Origin of the sequence: Helicobacter enhydrae (assembly GCF_001693335.1) — a bacterium.
Lineage (GTDB): Bacteria > Campylobacterota > Campylobacteria > Campylobacterales > Helicobacteraceae > Helicobacter_G > Helicobacter_G enhydrae.
Map to the genome: position 1 here is coordinate 357,195 of NZ_CP016503.1, position 16,032 is coordinate 373,226.

Consider the following 16,032-nt stretch of genomic DNA (forward strand, 5'->3'; position numbering starts at 1 on the left):
AAGTAGAGTTTGGAACTCCCCAAGGGGGAGTTGAGAGATTATTGGAGAAGCCTCAAGACATTTTGTTGCACTGCGTTTGCTTGTGCCATTGCGAAACTTCCACTTTGAGCCAAAATATTGTGCTTGGAGAAGTTTGCAGATTCTGCAGCAAAATCCACATCCCTGATTTGAGATTCTGCAGCTTTGACATTGACTTGAGTCACAGAGATATTGTTGATTGTTGCAGTGAGTTGGTTTTGCACTGAACCCATATCTGAACGGATACGATCAAGCTGAATCCTTGCAGATTCTGCCATATCCATCACAATCATAGCCCCTGCAAGACTTGTCACACCAGAGCTCAATCCCTGTGAGTTGAGGTTAGCTTGAGCGACATTGGCATTTGCTCCAGAAGCTGAGGCGACATTTGCATTGAAATCACCTAGCAAAGAACGCAAGGCAACGGTTGCTTCTGCCACACCTTGAGCAGAGTGGAATCCAACATGGCTAAAGTTTGTTCCACTTACGACGATATCTTTGGCACTCGTTCTTGTAAGAGTGAGACGCCCCACAATAGCGTGATTGGTTCCAGAGATACCCGCGAAGTTTCCTCCACCAAACACTGCTCCTGTGGCACTAATAGTCTGAATCGAAATCGCCCTTCCATCCACACTCTTGATATTGATTCTTCCAGTAATATCTGTATAAGCCTCAACACCTGTTGAATCTTTGACCGCATTGATCGCATTGACCAATCTCCCATCTGCGTCGTTTTTCTTGACTTCATCGATTGATCCGATATTGACACCATTGATTGTCAATCCACGCACCGTTCCTGACTGCACGGGAACACCACCTGTCGCAACTACATTCCAGCTTGCACGCACACCCAATTTGTCCGAATAGCGATTGATCGCCTCGCTCAACACCCCAATACCTGTTCCTGCAGAATTTGAAATCTTAACGGTTTCAATCTCATATTCCTCTGTTCCATTGACTTCTTTGAAGTTGAAAGCCACTTCTGTGAGGTTTTTGGCACCTGCACTTGCAAGCATTCCAATACCATCAAATGAAGCTGTCTCCATTCTGACTTGCCCGATTTTATCTGAGCTTGTCGCACCGATTGTGGCTTTGATTGTTGTGTTGGAATATGCACCAATTTGGAACTCTTTGTTATTAAATGCACCAGAGAGCATTTGCTGACCATTGAAGCTTGTAGTGTTGGCAATATTGTCCAATTCCTCAAGCAATCTTGTAATGTCCGCCTGCAAAGCCTTCCTTGTCTCTGTAGTTTGACCATCTTGAGCTGCTTGAATTGCCTTGGTTTTAATCGTATCCAAGATCTTGATTTGCTCATCCATTGCCTTGTCAGCAACTTGAATCATACCAATAGCATCATTGGCATTTTTGACTGCTTGTCCCAAACTTTCGCTCTGACTTCTCAAGCTATCGGCAATCGCCATACCTGAGGCATCATCTGCTGCCTTATTGATTCTAAGACCAGAGCTCAACTTCTCAAGAGAGGAGCTTAGAGCTCTATTGTTTTGAACGCCGATAGTATGTGCATTTAATGCTGCGACATTTGTGTTTATCCTAAAACTCATCGTGTATCCTTACTAAATGAAATTACAACTCGAGCTTTAGCAATTTGTGTTCCAACTTGTTTTTTCTCAAAAATACGGGCTGTGTTGCACAAAAAACCAAAAAACATTATAAAATCATCATCAAATTTATATATAGAAGAAGGGGCAAATGAAACATCTCATCATCGTAGAATCTCCGGCAAAAGCCAAAACTATCAAAAATTTCTTAGGCAAAGATTATGAAGTCATTGCCTCCAAAGGGCACATCCGTGACTTGCCCAAAAACACATTTGGGATCAAAATCGAAAACCAACACTTCACTCCAGAATACAAAATTTCAAGTGATCACAAAGAGATTGTCAATCAAATCAAATCTCTTGCCAAGCAAAGCCAAACGATCTACATCGCAACCGATGAGGATCGCGAGGGAGAGGCGATCGGCTACCATATCACTCAAGCCATTGGCAAAAACTCCTATCCTAGAATCGTGTTTCACGAAATCACAAAAACAGCTATCCAAAATGCCCTAAAGTCTCCAAGAGAACTCGATATGGACAAAGTCAATGCACAACAAGCAAGGCGTTTGCTAGATCGTATCGTTGGATTCAAGCTTAGCGGCTTAATTGCCAGTAAAATCCAAAGAGGACTAAGTGCAGGAAGGGTGCAAAGTAGCACACTCAAAATTGTGCTAGATCGCGAGAGAGAGATACAAGCCTTCAAGCCTGTCCGTTATTTCAATATCGAAGCATTGTTTGAACCACAAATCCAAACCCAACTTGTCGCCTTTCAGCAACAAAAACTTGACAAATTGAGCCTCCAAGACCCCAAACAAGTAGAGGAAATGCTCAAAATCTTACGACAAGAAACATTTGTTGTTGCAGAAATCAACAAAAAAAGCAAAAAAACTCCCACCCCTCCACCATTTATGACCTCAACTCTCCAGCAAAGTGCCTCCAGTCTGCTAGGCTTTTCCCCCACCAAAACAATGAGTGTCGCCCAAAAACTCTATGAAGGAGTGAAAATGCCAGAGGGGACTATGGGAGCTATCACTTATATGAGGACAGATAGCCTCAACATCGCCAAAGAAGCCCAAGAAAAAGCTAGAGCTATGCTCCTTGCAAATTATGGCAAAGACTATGTCCCCAAAAACTTCAAAAACTACAGCACTAAAAACAAGGGAGCACAAGAGGCACACGAGGCAATCCGTCCGACAAACCTCGATTTCACTCCCCAAATTGCACAAGGTTTCTTAACCGCAGATGAGCTCAAACTCTACACCCTCATCTATCATCGTTTCCTAGCCTCTCAAAGCGTTGATGCAGAGTTTGAGAGCCAAAGCGTCATCATTTCTTCAAAAAGCGGAGATTTCAAAGCCAATGGAAGTCGGCTTGTTTTTGAGGGCTTTTATAAAATCATCGGCACTCAAGACAAGGACAAATTGCTCCCAGCTCTCAAAGAGGGCGAGAGTATCCAACTCCAATCTATGGAGAGCAAAGAGCATTTCACAGAGCCACCAGCGAGATTCTCAGAAGCTAGTCTTATCAAAACAATGGAGGGTTTGGGTATCGGGCGTCCAAGCACCTATGCACCCACTATCGCACTGCTCACAAATCGCAAATACATCACGATTGAAAAAAAACAAATCTTTGCTCAAGAGAGTGCTTTCAAAGTGACAGAAATGCTAGAAAAACATTTCAATGAAATCGTTGATAGCCACTTTAGTGCCAAGTTAGAAGAAGAGCTTGATGAAATCGCAGAGCGAAAGCAAGATTGGCAAGAAGTGCTATGGCGTTTTTATGAGCCATTTGAACGCAAAATCGCAGAGGGAAAAACATCTATCGCTTCCCTCAAAGTGACTATTCCCACAGGAGAATCCTGCCCAGAATGTGGCAAAGAGCTTGTGCTTAGGAGTGGGAGATTTGGGGAGTTTGTCGCTTGTAGTGGCTATCCCAAATGCAGATATGTCAAAAAAGATCAAGAGGAAACATCTCAAGATCAAGAATCTGTCGGAGAGTGTGAAAAATGTGGCAAACCAATGGTGAAAAAAATAGGAAGAAATGGGGAATTTATCGCTTGTAGTGGCTATCCCAAATGCAAAAACACAAAATCTCTCCAAGCTTCCAAACCCAAAGCATTGGAAGTCAAATGCCCTGAATGTGGTGGAGAGATCTTACATCGCTTTAGTCGCAGAGGAGATTTCTATGGTTGTGGCAATTATCCAAAATGCAACTTTATCGCCAAATACGAGCCGATCGCCCAGCCAAAATGCCCTGAATGTGGCTATATGGTAATGCAACGCACCTATAGAGGCAAAGAAATCTATGAGTGCATCAAATGCAAAAACAAAACCGAAGTGAAAAACTGATTTGAACAATCCAAAACGGCTTGATAAACAGATCAAATGACGCTATATGTCTTTGGATCAAATCTATCAAGCCCAATATTAATCAAATTTCAACTCCCCCTCTCAATCATCAAAAGATACAACTCTATGTCTATAGAGTGAAAAACTGATTAATCTTTGGGGATCGAAGCTTTAAGCTTTTTGATGACTTGGATTGCTAGGCGTTTGGCAAAAAATTCTTGCGAAACTTGAGATTTTCGAGTATCAGTCACTTCCAAAGCCTCAAGGGTTTCTTCTCCTTGCATCACGATCACGCTAACATCTGCAAAATCCACATCTCCAGATACACTAATCTTGATTTGATATTCTCCATTTGGGGCAATACGCACAATTTTGAGCATTTCTTGCTTTAATGCATTTTGAAAAACCCTACCGATTTTTTGGAAATTGGAATCATAGACAAACTCCAAACTCAAGCTTGGTTGCTTCTCCAAATGAATACTCAAAGGATACTTCAAACCGCTCAAAACTTCATACAACATCTGATTTTCTAGGATTTGAGGATACAAAACATCTCTTTTGTATCCATAGGCAAAAGGATTTCTCACCCCTTCAAACACTTGTTGCTGCTGCTTGAGTTTTGTGTCTAATTGTCTGAGCATATCCTCTTTGTGAATCTCAACTTGAACATAGCACAGCGTCTCAATACATTCAGAATGAGTGATTTGGATATAACTCAAATTTTGAAGTTTTGTATCAACACTCATATCTTGAAAAGCTAAAGAGGTGATTTTGCTATCTTTTCTTTGTGTTTGTTGCTCTAATTTTGTCTTGACACTTGAAGACAAAGAGCTAGAGAGATCGACAATCGCGTTTTGTTTAGCTTGAGATGGAGTGGAGCCAACCCCCAAACCATACAAGCTCCCCTCACGCACTACGGGCTTTTCAAACCAACTAGGTGCAGCATACACAACAGCACACAGGGTCCAAACTACTACTATTGCTTTTTTCATTTTTCATTAGCAAAAGCTTCTAATTCCTTAGGATCAATCTGATTATCCATCAAATTTTTTTTGATTGCTTCCACTTCTTTATCTGCAAGTTTGACAAGGACATAAACACGAGTTCCCGAATCATTGATCCAAAATCCAGCAGGTTGAGTATTTGTCAAATATTTTTGAGCATTCTCACCAATTTTGCCTGCAACTTGCTCATTGAGCGTCTTGTTTTTTCTATCTGTTTGCTTGTTTAAGTAGCTAGTCACTTTCACACCAATTTGCTTACTGACTTCAGCTCTAGCCGCTGCAGTTGCCTCAGTTCGTGCAAAATTCACATTACCATCAATAATAGGTGCATCACCAATACCACTATACAAACCAACACCTCCCTCTATAACCCAACTTGGTGCACCTTTCAATCCTGTTTTTTGCAAAGCTTCCTCACTGATGTGGGTGCCACAACCTACAAAAAACAATGCACTTACAAAATACAACATATATCGTTTCATTTTCACTCCTTATGATTTTAAATTACCAAACCGAACTTTTTCCAGAAGAGATTTTGGAAATATCGATTGTTCTGCTCCATTGAAGAAGCCCACTTTTCAAATCATTGATTTCAATCTTAAAGAAATAATCAACCCTTTGATCTCCACCTATTGAAGTTATTCTTTGCCCAACTTTTCCTGTCAAAGAAAGCGAAGCACCCACAAGCTCTCCCTTTTCGATCACGGTTTCTTGGTTAAACTCTTCATTATCTCTTGCAGTTCTTGATTGAGCAATCATAGAATCAGTGCTACCACCACTCCCACTCATAGCACGCGTAATACGAAACTTCCCGCTATTTTGAAGTTCCTCTACAATCCTTGCAGTAATTTGCTCCATATCAAGCTTTATCGTTGTGTCATTGATAAAATCCGAAACTGCAATAGTTTTTGGTTGTTCAAAAGAGATTTTCTGAAAAAATCTACTTTTATACAGAGATTCCAAACTCTCTTGAGTTGCCTTTTTGAGATCATTGAGATCCAATCCTGCACTTACATACTCTTGAGAGTTTGTGCTGATATACCTAGCCCCACCAGCACAACCAAAAAATCCTAGTGCAACTATTAGGCTCAAAACAACTTGCTTCAAATTTCCTCCTTATTTATTTTGAAATTAAATTGATTAAAAACACATTATGGTTTGCATTGCGAACATAAACCATATTGTTTTGATTAGTGCAAAACGCTTCACTGGAAATTTTATCACAATTATCTGAAAGAGTGATTCTGGCTATTTTCCTTTTTCCAGCAAAAAGCTCGTATTCTCCTTGATTATTTTCTACTCTTAGAGCATAAAAAGCATTGGGAAATGTAGAAACAATCCTCAAATCTGCTGAAGTAGATGCTCTAGAATACAAAGCTCCTGCAAGATTGCCGATCAATCCTGCAGTTCCGCCAATCTGTGCCACTCCAGCCTGAACCCCCAATTTTACAGCCATAGAAAGTATATTTCTTGTAACAATAAAAGGGAGTTGTTTTTTGAACTCATTAAAAAACAAAGGATTGAGCGTGGCAATCATTGATGCCTCTGTGCTTTTTCCTTGATTATCCAAAAGAGTATAGCTTGTTGCAAAATCCACACCCCTTTTTGGATCTGGCAATGCCAAAGAGGCATTCATAATGCTCACACCATCACCTGTAAAAACTGGCAAAGTGATCGAAAATCCTTTCTCGCTCTTACTAGGAGCGATTCCATCTTCGATCAGAATCCAAGTGTATTTTTTGTCTATGCGTTTTTGCGAAACCAACTCAAAATCTTTTTGTATTGCAAGATTCTGTGTCACCCCCATTGCCTCCTTGAGAAAATCTTGAGATTTCCCCTGATCCCCTTGAATATAAAAAAACACACCAGACACATAATCTACAAAAGGATTGATATACCCATTGAAATTCTGAAATTCTGAAAGATTGCTATAAGATGCAAGGATTTTGTCTGCCTCCTTTCCTTGATCTGCACTGCTTTGTTTGGCTTTATTTTCTTTTGATTCTAGCATTTTGGTTTGAGCCTTTTTGGCTTGAGCAATATCTTTCTCATAGTATTCCTTTGCTCTCCTTTGGCGATCGCTTGCACGATTTAGCTCAATCCTAGCATTAGCACCATCTTTGTGTGCCATATAATAAAGAGCCTTGTAATAATTCACCATCACCCCCTCATAAAGATACCCTCTATAAGGGATCACCGTATCATTCACTAGCAATGCACCAAAGTTTTCAAACAATCCAGACATAAGTCCCTTTTCCTCAATCACTTTGATATTACCCTCAGCTTTTTCCAAAAACTTCAATGCTTCAGGCTTTTGTAACTCAAAAGCAATCACTCCTGCTTGTATCTGCCACAACAAATCATCAGCACCTGCTTGTGTATTTTGCTTTTTGTGGATTGCAGAACCACTCTCTGCTAGTTTCAATGCCTTATTGACATCTCCATTATAATATTGCGAAGTCACTTCCTTCAAACTCACACTAGAACAGCCAGTCCATAGCAATGCAAAACAACCAAACAAAATCATTGGTAAGATCTTGCGTATTTCCATCACATTTCCTTATAAACTTTAGATTATCCCACCAGTCCCATACCCATAAATAAGGTAAGTTTAAATTATATATATACTTTTGCCTTCTTGTAAAATAAAATCTCCAAATCAATTCCATAATCAAGATTCAAAAAAATCGCATCAAAGCCACACTTTTGCTAAGCCCAAACAAAAAACACTACAGATTCTAGAAACGCCCCAAAAATGTAGTTTCTCAAACCAAGCCAAAAGTGTCTATTTTCAAGTATAATTTTCCCAAATTTCAAATCAAATAATCAAAGGATTGACTTATGAGTGTTTTACAAATCGGTGCAGGGGGAGTGGGCGGAGTAGTCGCACACAAACTCGCAATGAATGCAAAGACTTTTGGCGAAATCACACTTGCTTCACGCACACTAGACAAATGTCAAGAAATCGCAAAAAGCGTCCATACAAAAACCGGCGTCACGATTCAGACGCGTAGTGTCAATGCAGATTGTGTAGAGGATTTAGTCAAACTCATTGAGGAAGTTCAACCCAAAGTCGTGATCAATGTCGCTTTGCCCTATCAAGATTTGAGCATTATGCAGGCGTGCTTGCAAACCAAAACCCACTATCTTGATACAGCCAACTACGAGCACCCAGACACGGCAAAATTTGAATACAAAGAGCAATGGGCATTCCACAAAGCCTATCAAGAAGCAGGGATTTTTGCCTTGCTAGGAAGTGGCTTTGATCCGGGAGTGACCAATGTCTTTTGTGCGTATGCACAAAAACACTACTTCGATGAGATTCACTCTATTGATATTTTGGATTGCAATGCAGGGGATCACGGCTACCCCTTTGCCACCAATTTCAACCCTGAAATCAATCTTAGGGAGGTGAGCTCCAAAGGAAGATATTGGAAAAATGGAGAGTGGATTGAAACAGAGCCAATGGAGATTATGCAAGTTTGGGATTATCCTGAGATTGGCAAAAAAGATTCTTACCTACTCTACCACGAAGAGCTCGAATCGCTTGTCAAGCACATCAAAGGACTCAAACAAATCCGCTTCTTTATGACTTTCTCCCAAAACTATCTCAACCACATGAGATGTCTAGAAAATGTAGGAATGTTACGCATTGATGAAGTGCAACACAATGGCAACAAAATCATTCCAATCCAATTCCTCAAAACTCTTTTGCCTGATCCTGCTAGTCTTGCAGGACGCACGATTGGCAAAACCAATATCGGGTGCTATATCCAAGGTATCAAAGAGGGCAAAGAAAAAACAATCTATATCTACAATGTCTGCGATCATCAAGAATGCTATCAAGAAGTCAATGCACAAGCCATCAGCTACACAACAGGGGTGCCAGCAATGATTGGTGCCAAACTCATCGTTGGGGGCAAATGGGGAGGAAATGGGGTGTTTAATATGGAAGAGCTAGATCCTGATGCCTTTATGCAAGAGCTCAACGCACAAGGGTTGCCTTGGAAGGTTTTGGAGCTTTGAATCGCGTATTGAAGCTGTATTATCTCCACCAATTACTCGCATTTGGTGAGGAATTTACCCACGATATTCTGATGCCACCCAAAACCCAAACACGCACAGAATCTTTGGGGCAAAATCCCAAAGACGCAAGGATTGGCTTCATCACCAAAACCCCTTTGCTGGATTCTCAAGGCAATTTTTTGCCCAAACAAAGTGGGGAAATCTTGCAAAAAATCATTGCCAATGTTTTCAAACTCAATCCCAAAAAATGCAGCATACTCTCGTTTTTCAAAACCGATGTCATCACCAACCAATCAATGAGCGAAGATGCACAATACCGCAAACTTCTCCTCACCCAAATCTCACAAAGCACGGCTAAAGTTTTCATCATCTTTGATTTGCAAATTGCAAACATCTTGCTTGCCACAGACATCAAGCAAGGAGTGCCTTGCGTCTATGGGCAAAAAACCTTTATCGCCACCCATTCACTCACAGCACTTCTCAAGCTCCCTGCACTCAAACGCGAAACTTTTGCCGATCTCAATACCGCTAAGGAATTTCTATGAAAATCCCATACCTCTCAATCCTTTTGTTACCATTGCTTATGTTTGCCAACAATCTAACCCTTCCCTCACCCCAATACGCCACCCAAGACCAACAGATCGTCGAATCATTCTCTTCAAGCTTCCATTTTTCCAAAGAACTCAAAATCGCCCTATTGATGCCCAAAAAAATCATCGGACGCTACTCAAGTGCCACAATCGACACGATCCTAGCCTACCTTGCTTCTAGAGGTGTGAATTTTGAGTTTGAAGTCTTTGATTGTAGAAACGAAGAGGAGCAATCCATCAGCCACGCATATCAGCAAATCCGCGACAAAGAATTTCAATTTGTGGTTGCTATTTTTACGACCAAAGGGGCTTATCAACTTGCCAATCTCAAACTTGACATCCCTGTCTATATCCCCACGGTTCATAAAAATCAAATACAAAATCTAGTCAAAATCCCTCAAGGACTTTTCTTTGGTGGCATTGATTATGAAGAGCAAATCTCCCTACTCCTAAAACTAAGCGACCCCCAATCATTGACCATCGCATACAACGATGATAGTTTGGTGGGCGATAGACTAGGGATCATCGTGCGGGACAAAGTGCTTGATTTGCACGAATACACTATCGACAATCAGACTGCTGCGACTTTTTCAAAAAGTCACATCGATCAAGCCAAAAACATAGCAAACGCCAATATCTTTTTCAACACTCCCATTGTCAAAACAGGTTTGCTACTCTCCCAAATCGGCTACCTCAAGCAAAAGCCCTATCGCCTTTTTTCTACCCAAATCAACTACAACCCCTCGCTCATCATCCTCACTCAAAAGCGAGATAGGGAAAACCTCTTTATTGCCAACTCCATCTCATCAGCCGATCAAAAACTCACTGAATACAGCTTTTTACTCAATAGCGATTTGAAATACGATTGGGTCAATTACTCCACAGCTCTAGGGATGGAGAAGTTTTTCCGTTCAGCTTTTCCTGATTCTGCGGTGTTTTTCAAAGAAAACCTACAAGATCAACAGATTCTCTACCACACCAAAATCTACCAAATCAATCAAAAAGGCTTTTTCCCTATCGACGCGCAACCCACACTGCCCTAAATCCTTCTTTTTTTGCCTTTGAAAAAAGCTAAAAAACCAAACAAACAAACCCCTCCAGCCAAAAATGCTAATAACAAGCTCCCCTTGATCCCCATCACGACAAAAGAAATCAATGTGCAACAAGCAACAAGCGTCGTATAGGGGATTTGAGTGATGAAATGACTCTGCAAAGAGCAATCAAGACTTGAGGCAGAAAGGATCGTCGTGTCAGAAACAGGCGAAGAATGATCTCCATACACTGCCCCTGAAATCACACAAGCTAGTAACAACCCCACTTCAAATGGCAAATGTATCCCCCAATCCAAGCTCAAAGGAATCATAATCGCCAAAGTCCCCCAGCCTGTCCCAGTCAAAAAAGCAATCAATGCCGAAACCAAAAACAAACCTGCAGGGATCAAAAACCAATATTCTGCCGACAAAAATGAAATCAAAAATTGAGAGAGATAAAAACCACTTTGCAAATCCTCACGCAACAGAGAGCCAAACATCCACAAAAGGATCAAAATCCCAAGCAATGAAAACATTTCTGCCCCTCCCTCTCTGACACTTGCCCACAAACCAGAGAGCGTGATATTTTTCCAAGAAAGCAAAGCCAAAAGCAAAGCCACCACAACCCCACACACTAGAGCAAGAAACACATCAGCTTTGGACAAAATCCCCCAAATCCCAACACCTCCAGCACTCACTCCGCTTGCAATCATCATCACCAAAGTGACACACACAAGAGCCAAAAGTGGGGCAAACAAGCCCCAAGGATTTGTTTGTCCTGTCATCTCGCCCATTTGCTGCTTCTTGTCTCCCGTATAGCTTGTCCTCATCGCTCCAAGATCCACACGCCAAACAATCACCAAAAACACTGCCAAAGGGCAAAACCAAGCATAAAAACTCTGAGTCATCGCTTCAAAAAAATCTACGAAAAGTTCCTCTTGTCTGACATTTTGCCCCAATAGCCCCAAAATATAAGCCCCCCAGCTTGAAATGGGGATCAACACACAAATAGGCGATGCGATAGAATCCACAATATATGCCATTCTTTGCGGACTAGAATATCGCTTGAGTGATCGTGCGAATTGTCCAGAAACCACGACGCTAAAAAGCCCATCAAGAAAAATAAACAAGCTCATCATAAAGACGCTTAGCTCTGCTTTGACTTGCGTGTGGATATTTTTTTGTGCCCATTTTTCAAACTCTCTCATCGCTCCACTATGCACCAACACACGAGACAAAATGCCTAGCAAAATCAAAAAAACAAACAAGCACACCATATCGATTTTGAGTGTCTGAAACTCAAAAGAATAAAACACGCCAAGCAGTTTATGCCAAAAATAAGAGGGCAATTCCATAGGTTCTTGATAATGTAGAGCAATCCCACCCAAAACAATCCCTATAAACATACACAAAACAATGCGTCGCGTGACAAAAATCAACACAGCGATGACGCAAGGAAGTAAGATCCCAATTTCGCTCATTTTTTCTCCCAAATCAATGCTACTTCAGAAAACCTAAAATCGCAATTTTCAGATTTTTTTTGAATATCCTTAGTTTCCAAAAGTTTATCACTTTGAGACATCAAACTGCATCAAACATTGTCAATCTGTATTGATATTTCCCAGAATCTCTTTTTGGGGTTGGTTTGAGGGACTATACTCTGTGGGTGATTCCAAAAGTCTCTTGGGGTTTCTTTTTGGCTTGTCTTGGGGGGAAGCACAGCTTTGGGGTGATTCTAGAATCTCTTAGTTTCTCCTTCTTTGAGTTGGTTTGGCAAAACCACGGCTTTTGGTATTTCAAGCACGGCTTGGAGTTTCTTTTGAAGTTGGCTTGAGCAAACCACCCTTTATACAATTCTAGAATCCTCTAGCATCTCTCTTAAGGGGGTCAATGGGAACTTAGGGCAGCGTTCCCCTTATCCCCCTTAACAACCCCCATAACCCCAGCATTGCATTAACAAGGCTCGTTCAAGATTACATTGACTTAGAATCTTTTTTGGTTCTACAAGGTTGGTTTGGTTAGCAGTTGTTTGTGCTTATAGTGAAGTAGCGAGGGTTTTGTGTTTTTGTGATTTTTTAAAAAATTACAACAAGAATCTAAAAATCAAAACCAAAACTTTTCACAAAGATTCTAAGAATCTAAAAAACAAACCTGAAACACCAAAGAATCAAAACAAAGTCAAACTAATGTGGGTAACACACAAAAAGCGGGCAGGGGTTTGGGGGATTTTAAGGGGGATAAGGGGGGTGCCTCGCAATAAACCCCCTTATCCCCCTTATAGAAAAAAGCAAAGTGGGATTTGATGACTAAGAAGTGTGCTTTGGCAAAGCCAATCTCAAAAACTAGCAAACAAATCAAGAATTGCCAAAAAGTATGCTTCACCCAAACCAAGATTCAACAACACAAGAATCCAATCACAAAAAACGACCAGCAAATAGCATTTTGCAAACCGCACTTTTGGCGACTCTAGAATCCTTTGAGATCCTACAAGGTTAGTTTGATCAGCGGTTTGTCGTGCTTATTTTGGAATAATGAGGAGTTTATGTTTTTGGAGTTTTTAAAAGATTGCACCAAGATTCCAGAATCCGTTTAGTTCAAAATGCCAAAGGCATTTGAGCCTTTGCTATTGCTTGAGACTCAAGAGAGTATTGAGGATTTGATCTGAAGTTGTCACAGCCTTAGAGTTCGCTTGAAACCCTCTCTGCGTCACGATCAGCTGAGTCAAACCACGACTCAAATCGACATTACTCATCTCTAGCTTACTTCCAGAGACAGAACCGCGTCTTCCTGTGTTTGGAGCACCTATCATCGGAGTTCCGGAGTTTGCACTCTGCATAAACAGATTGCCGCCCTCATTTTGCAAACCCGCATTATTGGCAAAATTTGCAAGTGCCACTTGAGCAAGTGCCAAAGTTTTGCCATTGTTGAAAGCCCCCAAAAGGTTACCATTACTATCAAAGCGAATATCCGCCAAATCTCCTGCCTGATAGCCGTTTTGATCGATCGCATAGGTTTCAGAGATTTTATCCACGCTAGTCAATCCATCAAACGCCTTGTTGGAACCAAACGCCAAATCAATGCGTTGAGGGGATTTCGCACCATTTTGAGGCTCAAACTCAAGGCTAGGAGGGTAGATCCCCGCTAGACTTCCATCGCCATTGAATGTCACCCTTCCCCCCTCCAAAATATTGGGATAAGCCTCACTCGCACCCACAATCCTTGAAGGTGTTGGCACAATCGCCCTAAACTTCCACTCCAAAGGTCCTGATTTGAAAAACTCGATACGCACATTGTGTTTGGAGCCTAGAGAATCATAAACATCGATACTCGCATTGTGGATCGCTTTGGTCAATCTCGCCGAAGTCGTTGCTTTGCCCCCCTCCACAAGTGCAGAGGTATTGAGCGCACTCATCGCATCTTGGAACAACACATTGCTTGCCACATTGTCAGAAGAATACCCCGAAACAAAGATATTGAGGTTTTCTTCGACACCATTGCCATCCTCTTTGTTGTTGATCTCAAACATTCCATATTTGTTGATCGTCACTACAATGCTTGAAGTGCTATCTTTGTAAGGTCCTGCAGGGTTTTTCACCATATTAGCATCGTGTTGCATCAACTCTCTAAGCTGTTCTGTGGTTTTGAACTGCCCAGTTGTGAAATCAGGCTCATTGCTCGTTGTGTATTTGTAGCGGAATGAAGTGATGTCAGCATCACCATTGGCAAAATTTGCAAACACCCCTGTCCCAGAATCTGTCACGATGATGTTTTTGAGATTCTCATTCCCATCCATTTCGTTTTTGTTTTCAAGACGCAATACGCCATTATCGACATACGCAGTGACTCCTGTCTGATCTGTTGCTGCATTGATCGCATCTCTAGCAGCCGCAAGAGAAGTGATCCCACTTGCATTGGAATCATTGCTGAAACTAATCAGTGCTCCATTGAGCCCCAAAGTGCTCACGCCATTGGTATCTTTCACCTCTCTTAACATCTTGGAGTGCTTATAGCTCACCCAAATCCCTTGATCTTGAGTGAGTCCCAAAGCATTCCCATCGCTATTAAACAACACCCCCATATCCTCTGCATTTTGTTGAAGTTTGAAATTAGAATCATAGATCGGATTTGTGCCATCAGCTTTTGTCCTCACCGCCGAATCAAGCTGAGAAATGCTATCCATTTGCTCCACCTTGCGTCCAGAATTGAGGTTGGCTCTAAGCGAAATCGAAGAAGAAGCTTTGGCAGGCATTACCATTCCCGGATCGATCTGTATCCCTCTCACAGGTCCTGTATTATCGACCCTAAACATACTCGCATCATTGAGATTGTCCAAATCATTTCCACGCATCCAACCTTGCACGACATATCCCCCCGTTGTGACAAGATTCCCATTGGCATCGAAAAGAAACTCACCATTTCGCGTAAATTTTTGCGTATTTCCCTTGTTGGCACTCACCACGAAAAACCCCTCGCCCTCGATCGCCAAATCTGACTTCACATCTGTGTTTTGCATACTTCCTTGAGAGAATATCCTTGTCGTCGCACCTACGCCAACACCCAGCCCCACAGACATATCATTTTGCCCCCCTAGCCCCGTCCCAAGAGGAGCCGTTGCAGAACTTCCAATCTGAGAGAGCATATCTGTAAAAGAAGCCCTTGAATATTTATAACCCACGGTATTCACATTTGCAATATTGTTACTCTCCACATCAAGTGCGACTTGATGAGCCTGCATACCACCGACACCGGACCATAACGATCTAAGCATATTCCAATCCTTCATTTCAAAATTTATTTGCAGAACAAGAAGCAAAAGATATTCCAACTTTGGTTTTCCCAACTCCTCAAACTAGCAAATCCAACATTCCAAAGTCTGTGCCACGACTCCGCAAACACTGCAGATCCTTTGAGCTATAATCCACCAAACCTCTTGCATAATCTCTTATTTTTGGGTATCTTACAAATTTATCTAACGACAAGGAGACAAAATGGAAACGATCAAGCATCATCGTATGGACAAAAATCTTGTGGGGGGGGGGTATGATGAAATCTTACAAACCTCTCATTGCCACATCGTTGGCATTGGCTCTCAGTGTGAGTGTGGCAAGTGCGACAGATTGCCCTGCTAGTGGCAGTGCGATTTGTTATAACACTAATGCCGGATCAACAGGTTTCCAACAATTCACAGGTTTAAATTTTGGGCAAGAAGGTGGATACAATAAACTGCAATTTGCCACGCCTCCGGCAAGTGGGATTACGATCAGTGATTTCACTCTCAAATTTAGAAATGCTGGGGAGCAACAAAGTAGTAGCTCTGAAGCCTCTGTGGGTGGCAATAACGCTCAAATCAAGCTTATCAACAAAGACAAAGGGCTTCAATTAGGGAATGGGCAGAATACTCTCACCATTGATTTCGGGAATTCTTTGCAAGGAAATCGCTCTCGCAAAGCCATT

General features: G+C 41.6%; 12 protein-coding genes. 5 read left to right on the top strand and 7 right to left on the bottom strand.

Annotated elements, in window-relative coordinates; genetic code table 11:
* Positions 1-38: 38 nt before the first annotated feature.
* Positions 39-1,583, bottom strand: a complete 1,545-nt coding sequence (locus BBW65_RS01655) for a flagellin B (protein ID WP_066338841.1) — start codon at positions 1,581-1,583, stop codon at positions 39-41.
* A gap of 148 nt (positions 1,584-1,731) precedes the next feature.
* Between BBW65_RS01655 and topA the strand changes: the two genes are divergently transcribed.
* Positions 1,732-3,927 carry a type I DNA topoisomerase gene (gene topA / locus BBW65_RS01660; protein ID WP_066338844.1) on the top strand — a complete coding sequence of 732 codons (2,196 nt, stop codon included), beginning with the start codon at positions 1,732-1,734 and terminating at the stop codon, positions 3,925-3,927.
* Positions 3,928-4,076: 149 nt separating this feature from the next.
* Here topA and BBW65_RS01665 read toward each other — a convergent pair whose 3' ends face one another.
* From BBW65_RS01665 to BBW65_RS01680, 4 genes are read right to left on the bottom strand one after another with little or no spacing between them, the layout of a single operon-like run.
* Positions 4,077-4,919, bottom strand: coding sequence for an LPP20 family lipoprotein (locus BBW65_RS01665; protein WP_066338846.1), 843 nt, complete (start codon positions 4,917-4,919; stop codon positions 4,077-4,079).
* Positions 4,916-5,413, bottom strand: a complete 498-nt coding sequence (locus BBW65_RS01670) for a hypothetical protein (protein WP_066338849.1) — start codon at positions 5,411-5,413, stop codon at positions 4,916-4,918. Before BBW65_RS01670 ends, BBW65_RS01665 begins: the two co-directional genes overlap by 4 nt.
* A 22-nt stretch (positions 5,414-5,435) precedes the next feature.
* Positions 5,436-6,038: a penicillin-binding protein activator LpoB gene (gene lpoB / locus BBW65_RS01675; protein WP_066338852.1), complete on the bottom strand. Its 603-nt coding sequence runs from the start codon at positions 6,036-6,038 to the stop codon at positions 5,436-5,438.
* Between the two features lie 13 nt (positions 6,039-6,051).
* The gene (locus BBW65_RS01680) at positions 6,052-7,482 is read right to left on the bottom strand and encodes a hypothetical protein (protein ID WP_066338854.1); all 1,431 of its coding nucleotides are present in this window, start codon (positions 7,480-7,482) and stop codon (positions 6,052-6,054) included.
* 290 nt (positions 7,483-7,772) lie between these two features.
* On the opposite strand from BBW65_RS01680, the gene BBW65_RS01685 reads away from it, so the two are divergent.
* From BBW65_RS01685 to BBW65_RS01695, 3 genes are read left to right on the top strand one after another with little or no spacing between them, the layout of a single operon-like run.
* Entirely contained in the window at positions 7,773-8,957 is a 1,185-nt protein-coding gene (locus BBW65_RS01685; protein ID WP_066338856.1) for a saccharopine dehydrogenase family protein, read from the top strand.
* Entirely contained in the window at positions 8,936-9,502 is a 567-nt protein-coding gene (locus tag BBW65_RS01690) for a hypothetical protein (RefSeq protein ID WP_066338858.1), read from the top strand. The genes BBW65_RS01685 and BBW65_RS01690 overlap by 22 nt, the downstream gene beginning before the upstream one ends.
* Positions 9,499-10,590: a hypothetical protein gene (locus tag BBW65_RS01695; RefSeq protein WP_066338861.1), complete on the top strand. Its 1,092-nt coding sequence runs from the start codon at positions 9,499-9,501 to the stop codon at positions 10,588-10,590. The genes BBW65_RS01690 and BBW65_RS01695 overlap by 4 nt, the downstream gene beginning before the upstream one ends.
* On the opposite strand, the gene BBW65_RS01700 is transcribed toward BBW65_RS01695, so the two are convergent.
* Both BBW65_RS01700 and flgE read right to left on the bottom strand, forming a co-directional pair.
* Complete coding sequence (locus tag BBW65_RS01700; protein WP_066338864.1) at positions 10,587-12,059, bottom strand: Na+/H+ antiporter NhaC family protein; 1,473 nt, start codon at positions 12,057-12,059, stop codon at positions 10,587-10,589. The genes BBW65_RS01695 and BBW65_RS01700 overlap by 4 nt on opposite strands.
* A 1,142-nt stretch (positions 12,060-13,201) precedes the next feature.
* Positions 13,202-15,346, bottom strand: a complete 2,145-nt coding sequence (gene flgE / locus BBW65_RS01715; protein ID WP_066338875.1) for a flagellar hook protein FlgE — start codon at positions 15,344-15,346, stop codon at positions 13,202-13,204.
* A 220-nt stretch (positions 15,347-15,566) separates the two neighbouring features.
* Here flgE and BBW65_RS07995 point away from each other — a divergent pair, with 220 nt between their 5' ends.
* Positions 15,567-15,707 carry a hypothetical protein gene (locus BBW65_RS07995; protein WP_233702074.1) on the top strand — a complete coding sequence of 47 codons (141 nt, stop codon included), beginning with the start codon at positions 15,567-15,569 and terminating at the stop codon, positions 15,705-15,707.
* Positions 15,708-16,032: the final 325 nt, after the last annotated feature.

Coding starts and splice junctions, on each gene's coding strand:
- BBW65_RS01670 (WP_066338849.1), bottom strand. CDS start 5,413: ATGAAACGATATATGTTGTATTTTGTAAGTGCATTGTTTTTTGTAGGT.
- BBW65_RS01665 (WP_066338846.1), bottom strand. CDS start 4,919: ATGAAAAAAGCAATAGTAGTAGTTTGGACCCTGTGTGCTGTTGTGTAT.
- BBW65_RS07995 (WP_233702074.1), top strand. CDS start 15,567: ATGGAAACGATCAAGCATCATCGTATGGACAAAAATCTTGTGGGGGGG.
- BBW65_RS01700 (WP_066338864.1), bottom strand. CDS start 12,059: ATGAGCGAAATTGGGATCTTACTTCCTTGCGTCATCGCTGTGTTGATT.
- BBW65_RS01680 (WP_066338854.1), bottom strand. CDS start 7,482: ATGGAAATACGCAAGATCTTACCAATGATTTTGTTTGGTTGTTTTGCA.
- BBW65_RS01695 (WP_066338861.1), top strand. CDS start 9,499: ATGAAAATCCCATACCTCTCAATCCTTTTGTTACCATTGCTTATGTTT.
- BBW65_RS01655 (WP_066338841.1), bottom strand. CDS start 1,583: ATGAGTTTTAGGATAAACACAAATGTCGCAGCATTAAATGCACATACT.
- BBW65_RS01685 (WP_066338856.1), top strand. CDS start 7,773: ATGAGTGTTTTACAAATCGGTGCAGGGGGAGTGGGCGGAGTAGTCGCA.
- flgE (WP_066338875.1), bottom strand. CDS start 15,346: ATGCTTAGATCGTTATGGTCCGGTGTCGGTGGTATGCAGGCTCATCAA.
- topA (WP_066338844.1), top strand. CDS start 1,732: ATGAAACATCTCATCATCGTAGAATCTCCGGCAAAAGCCAAAACTATC.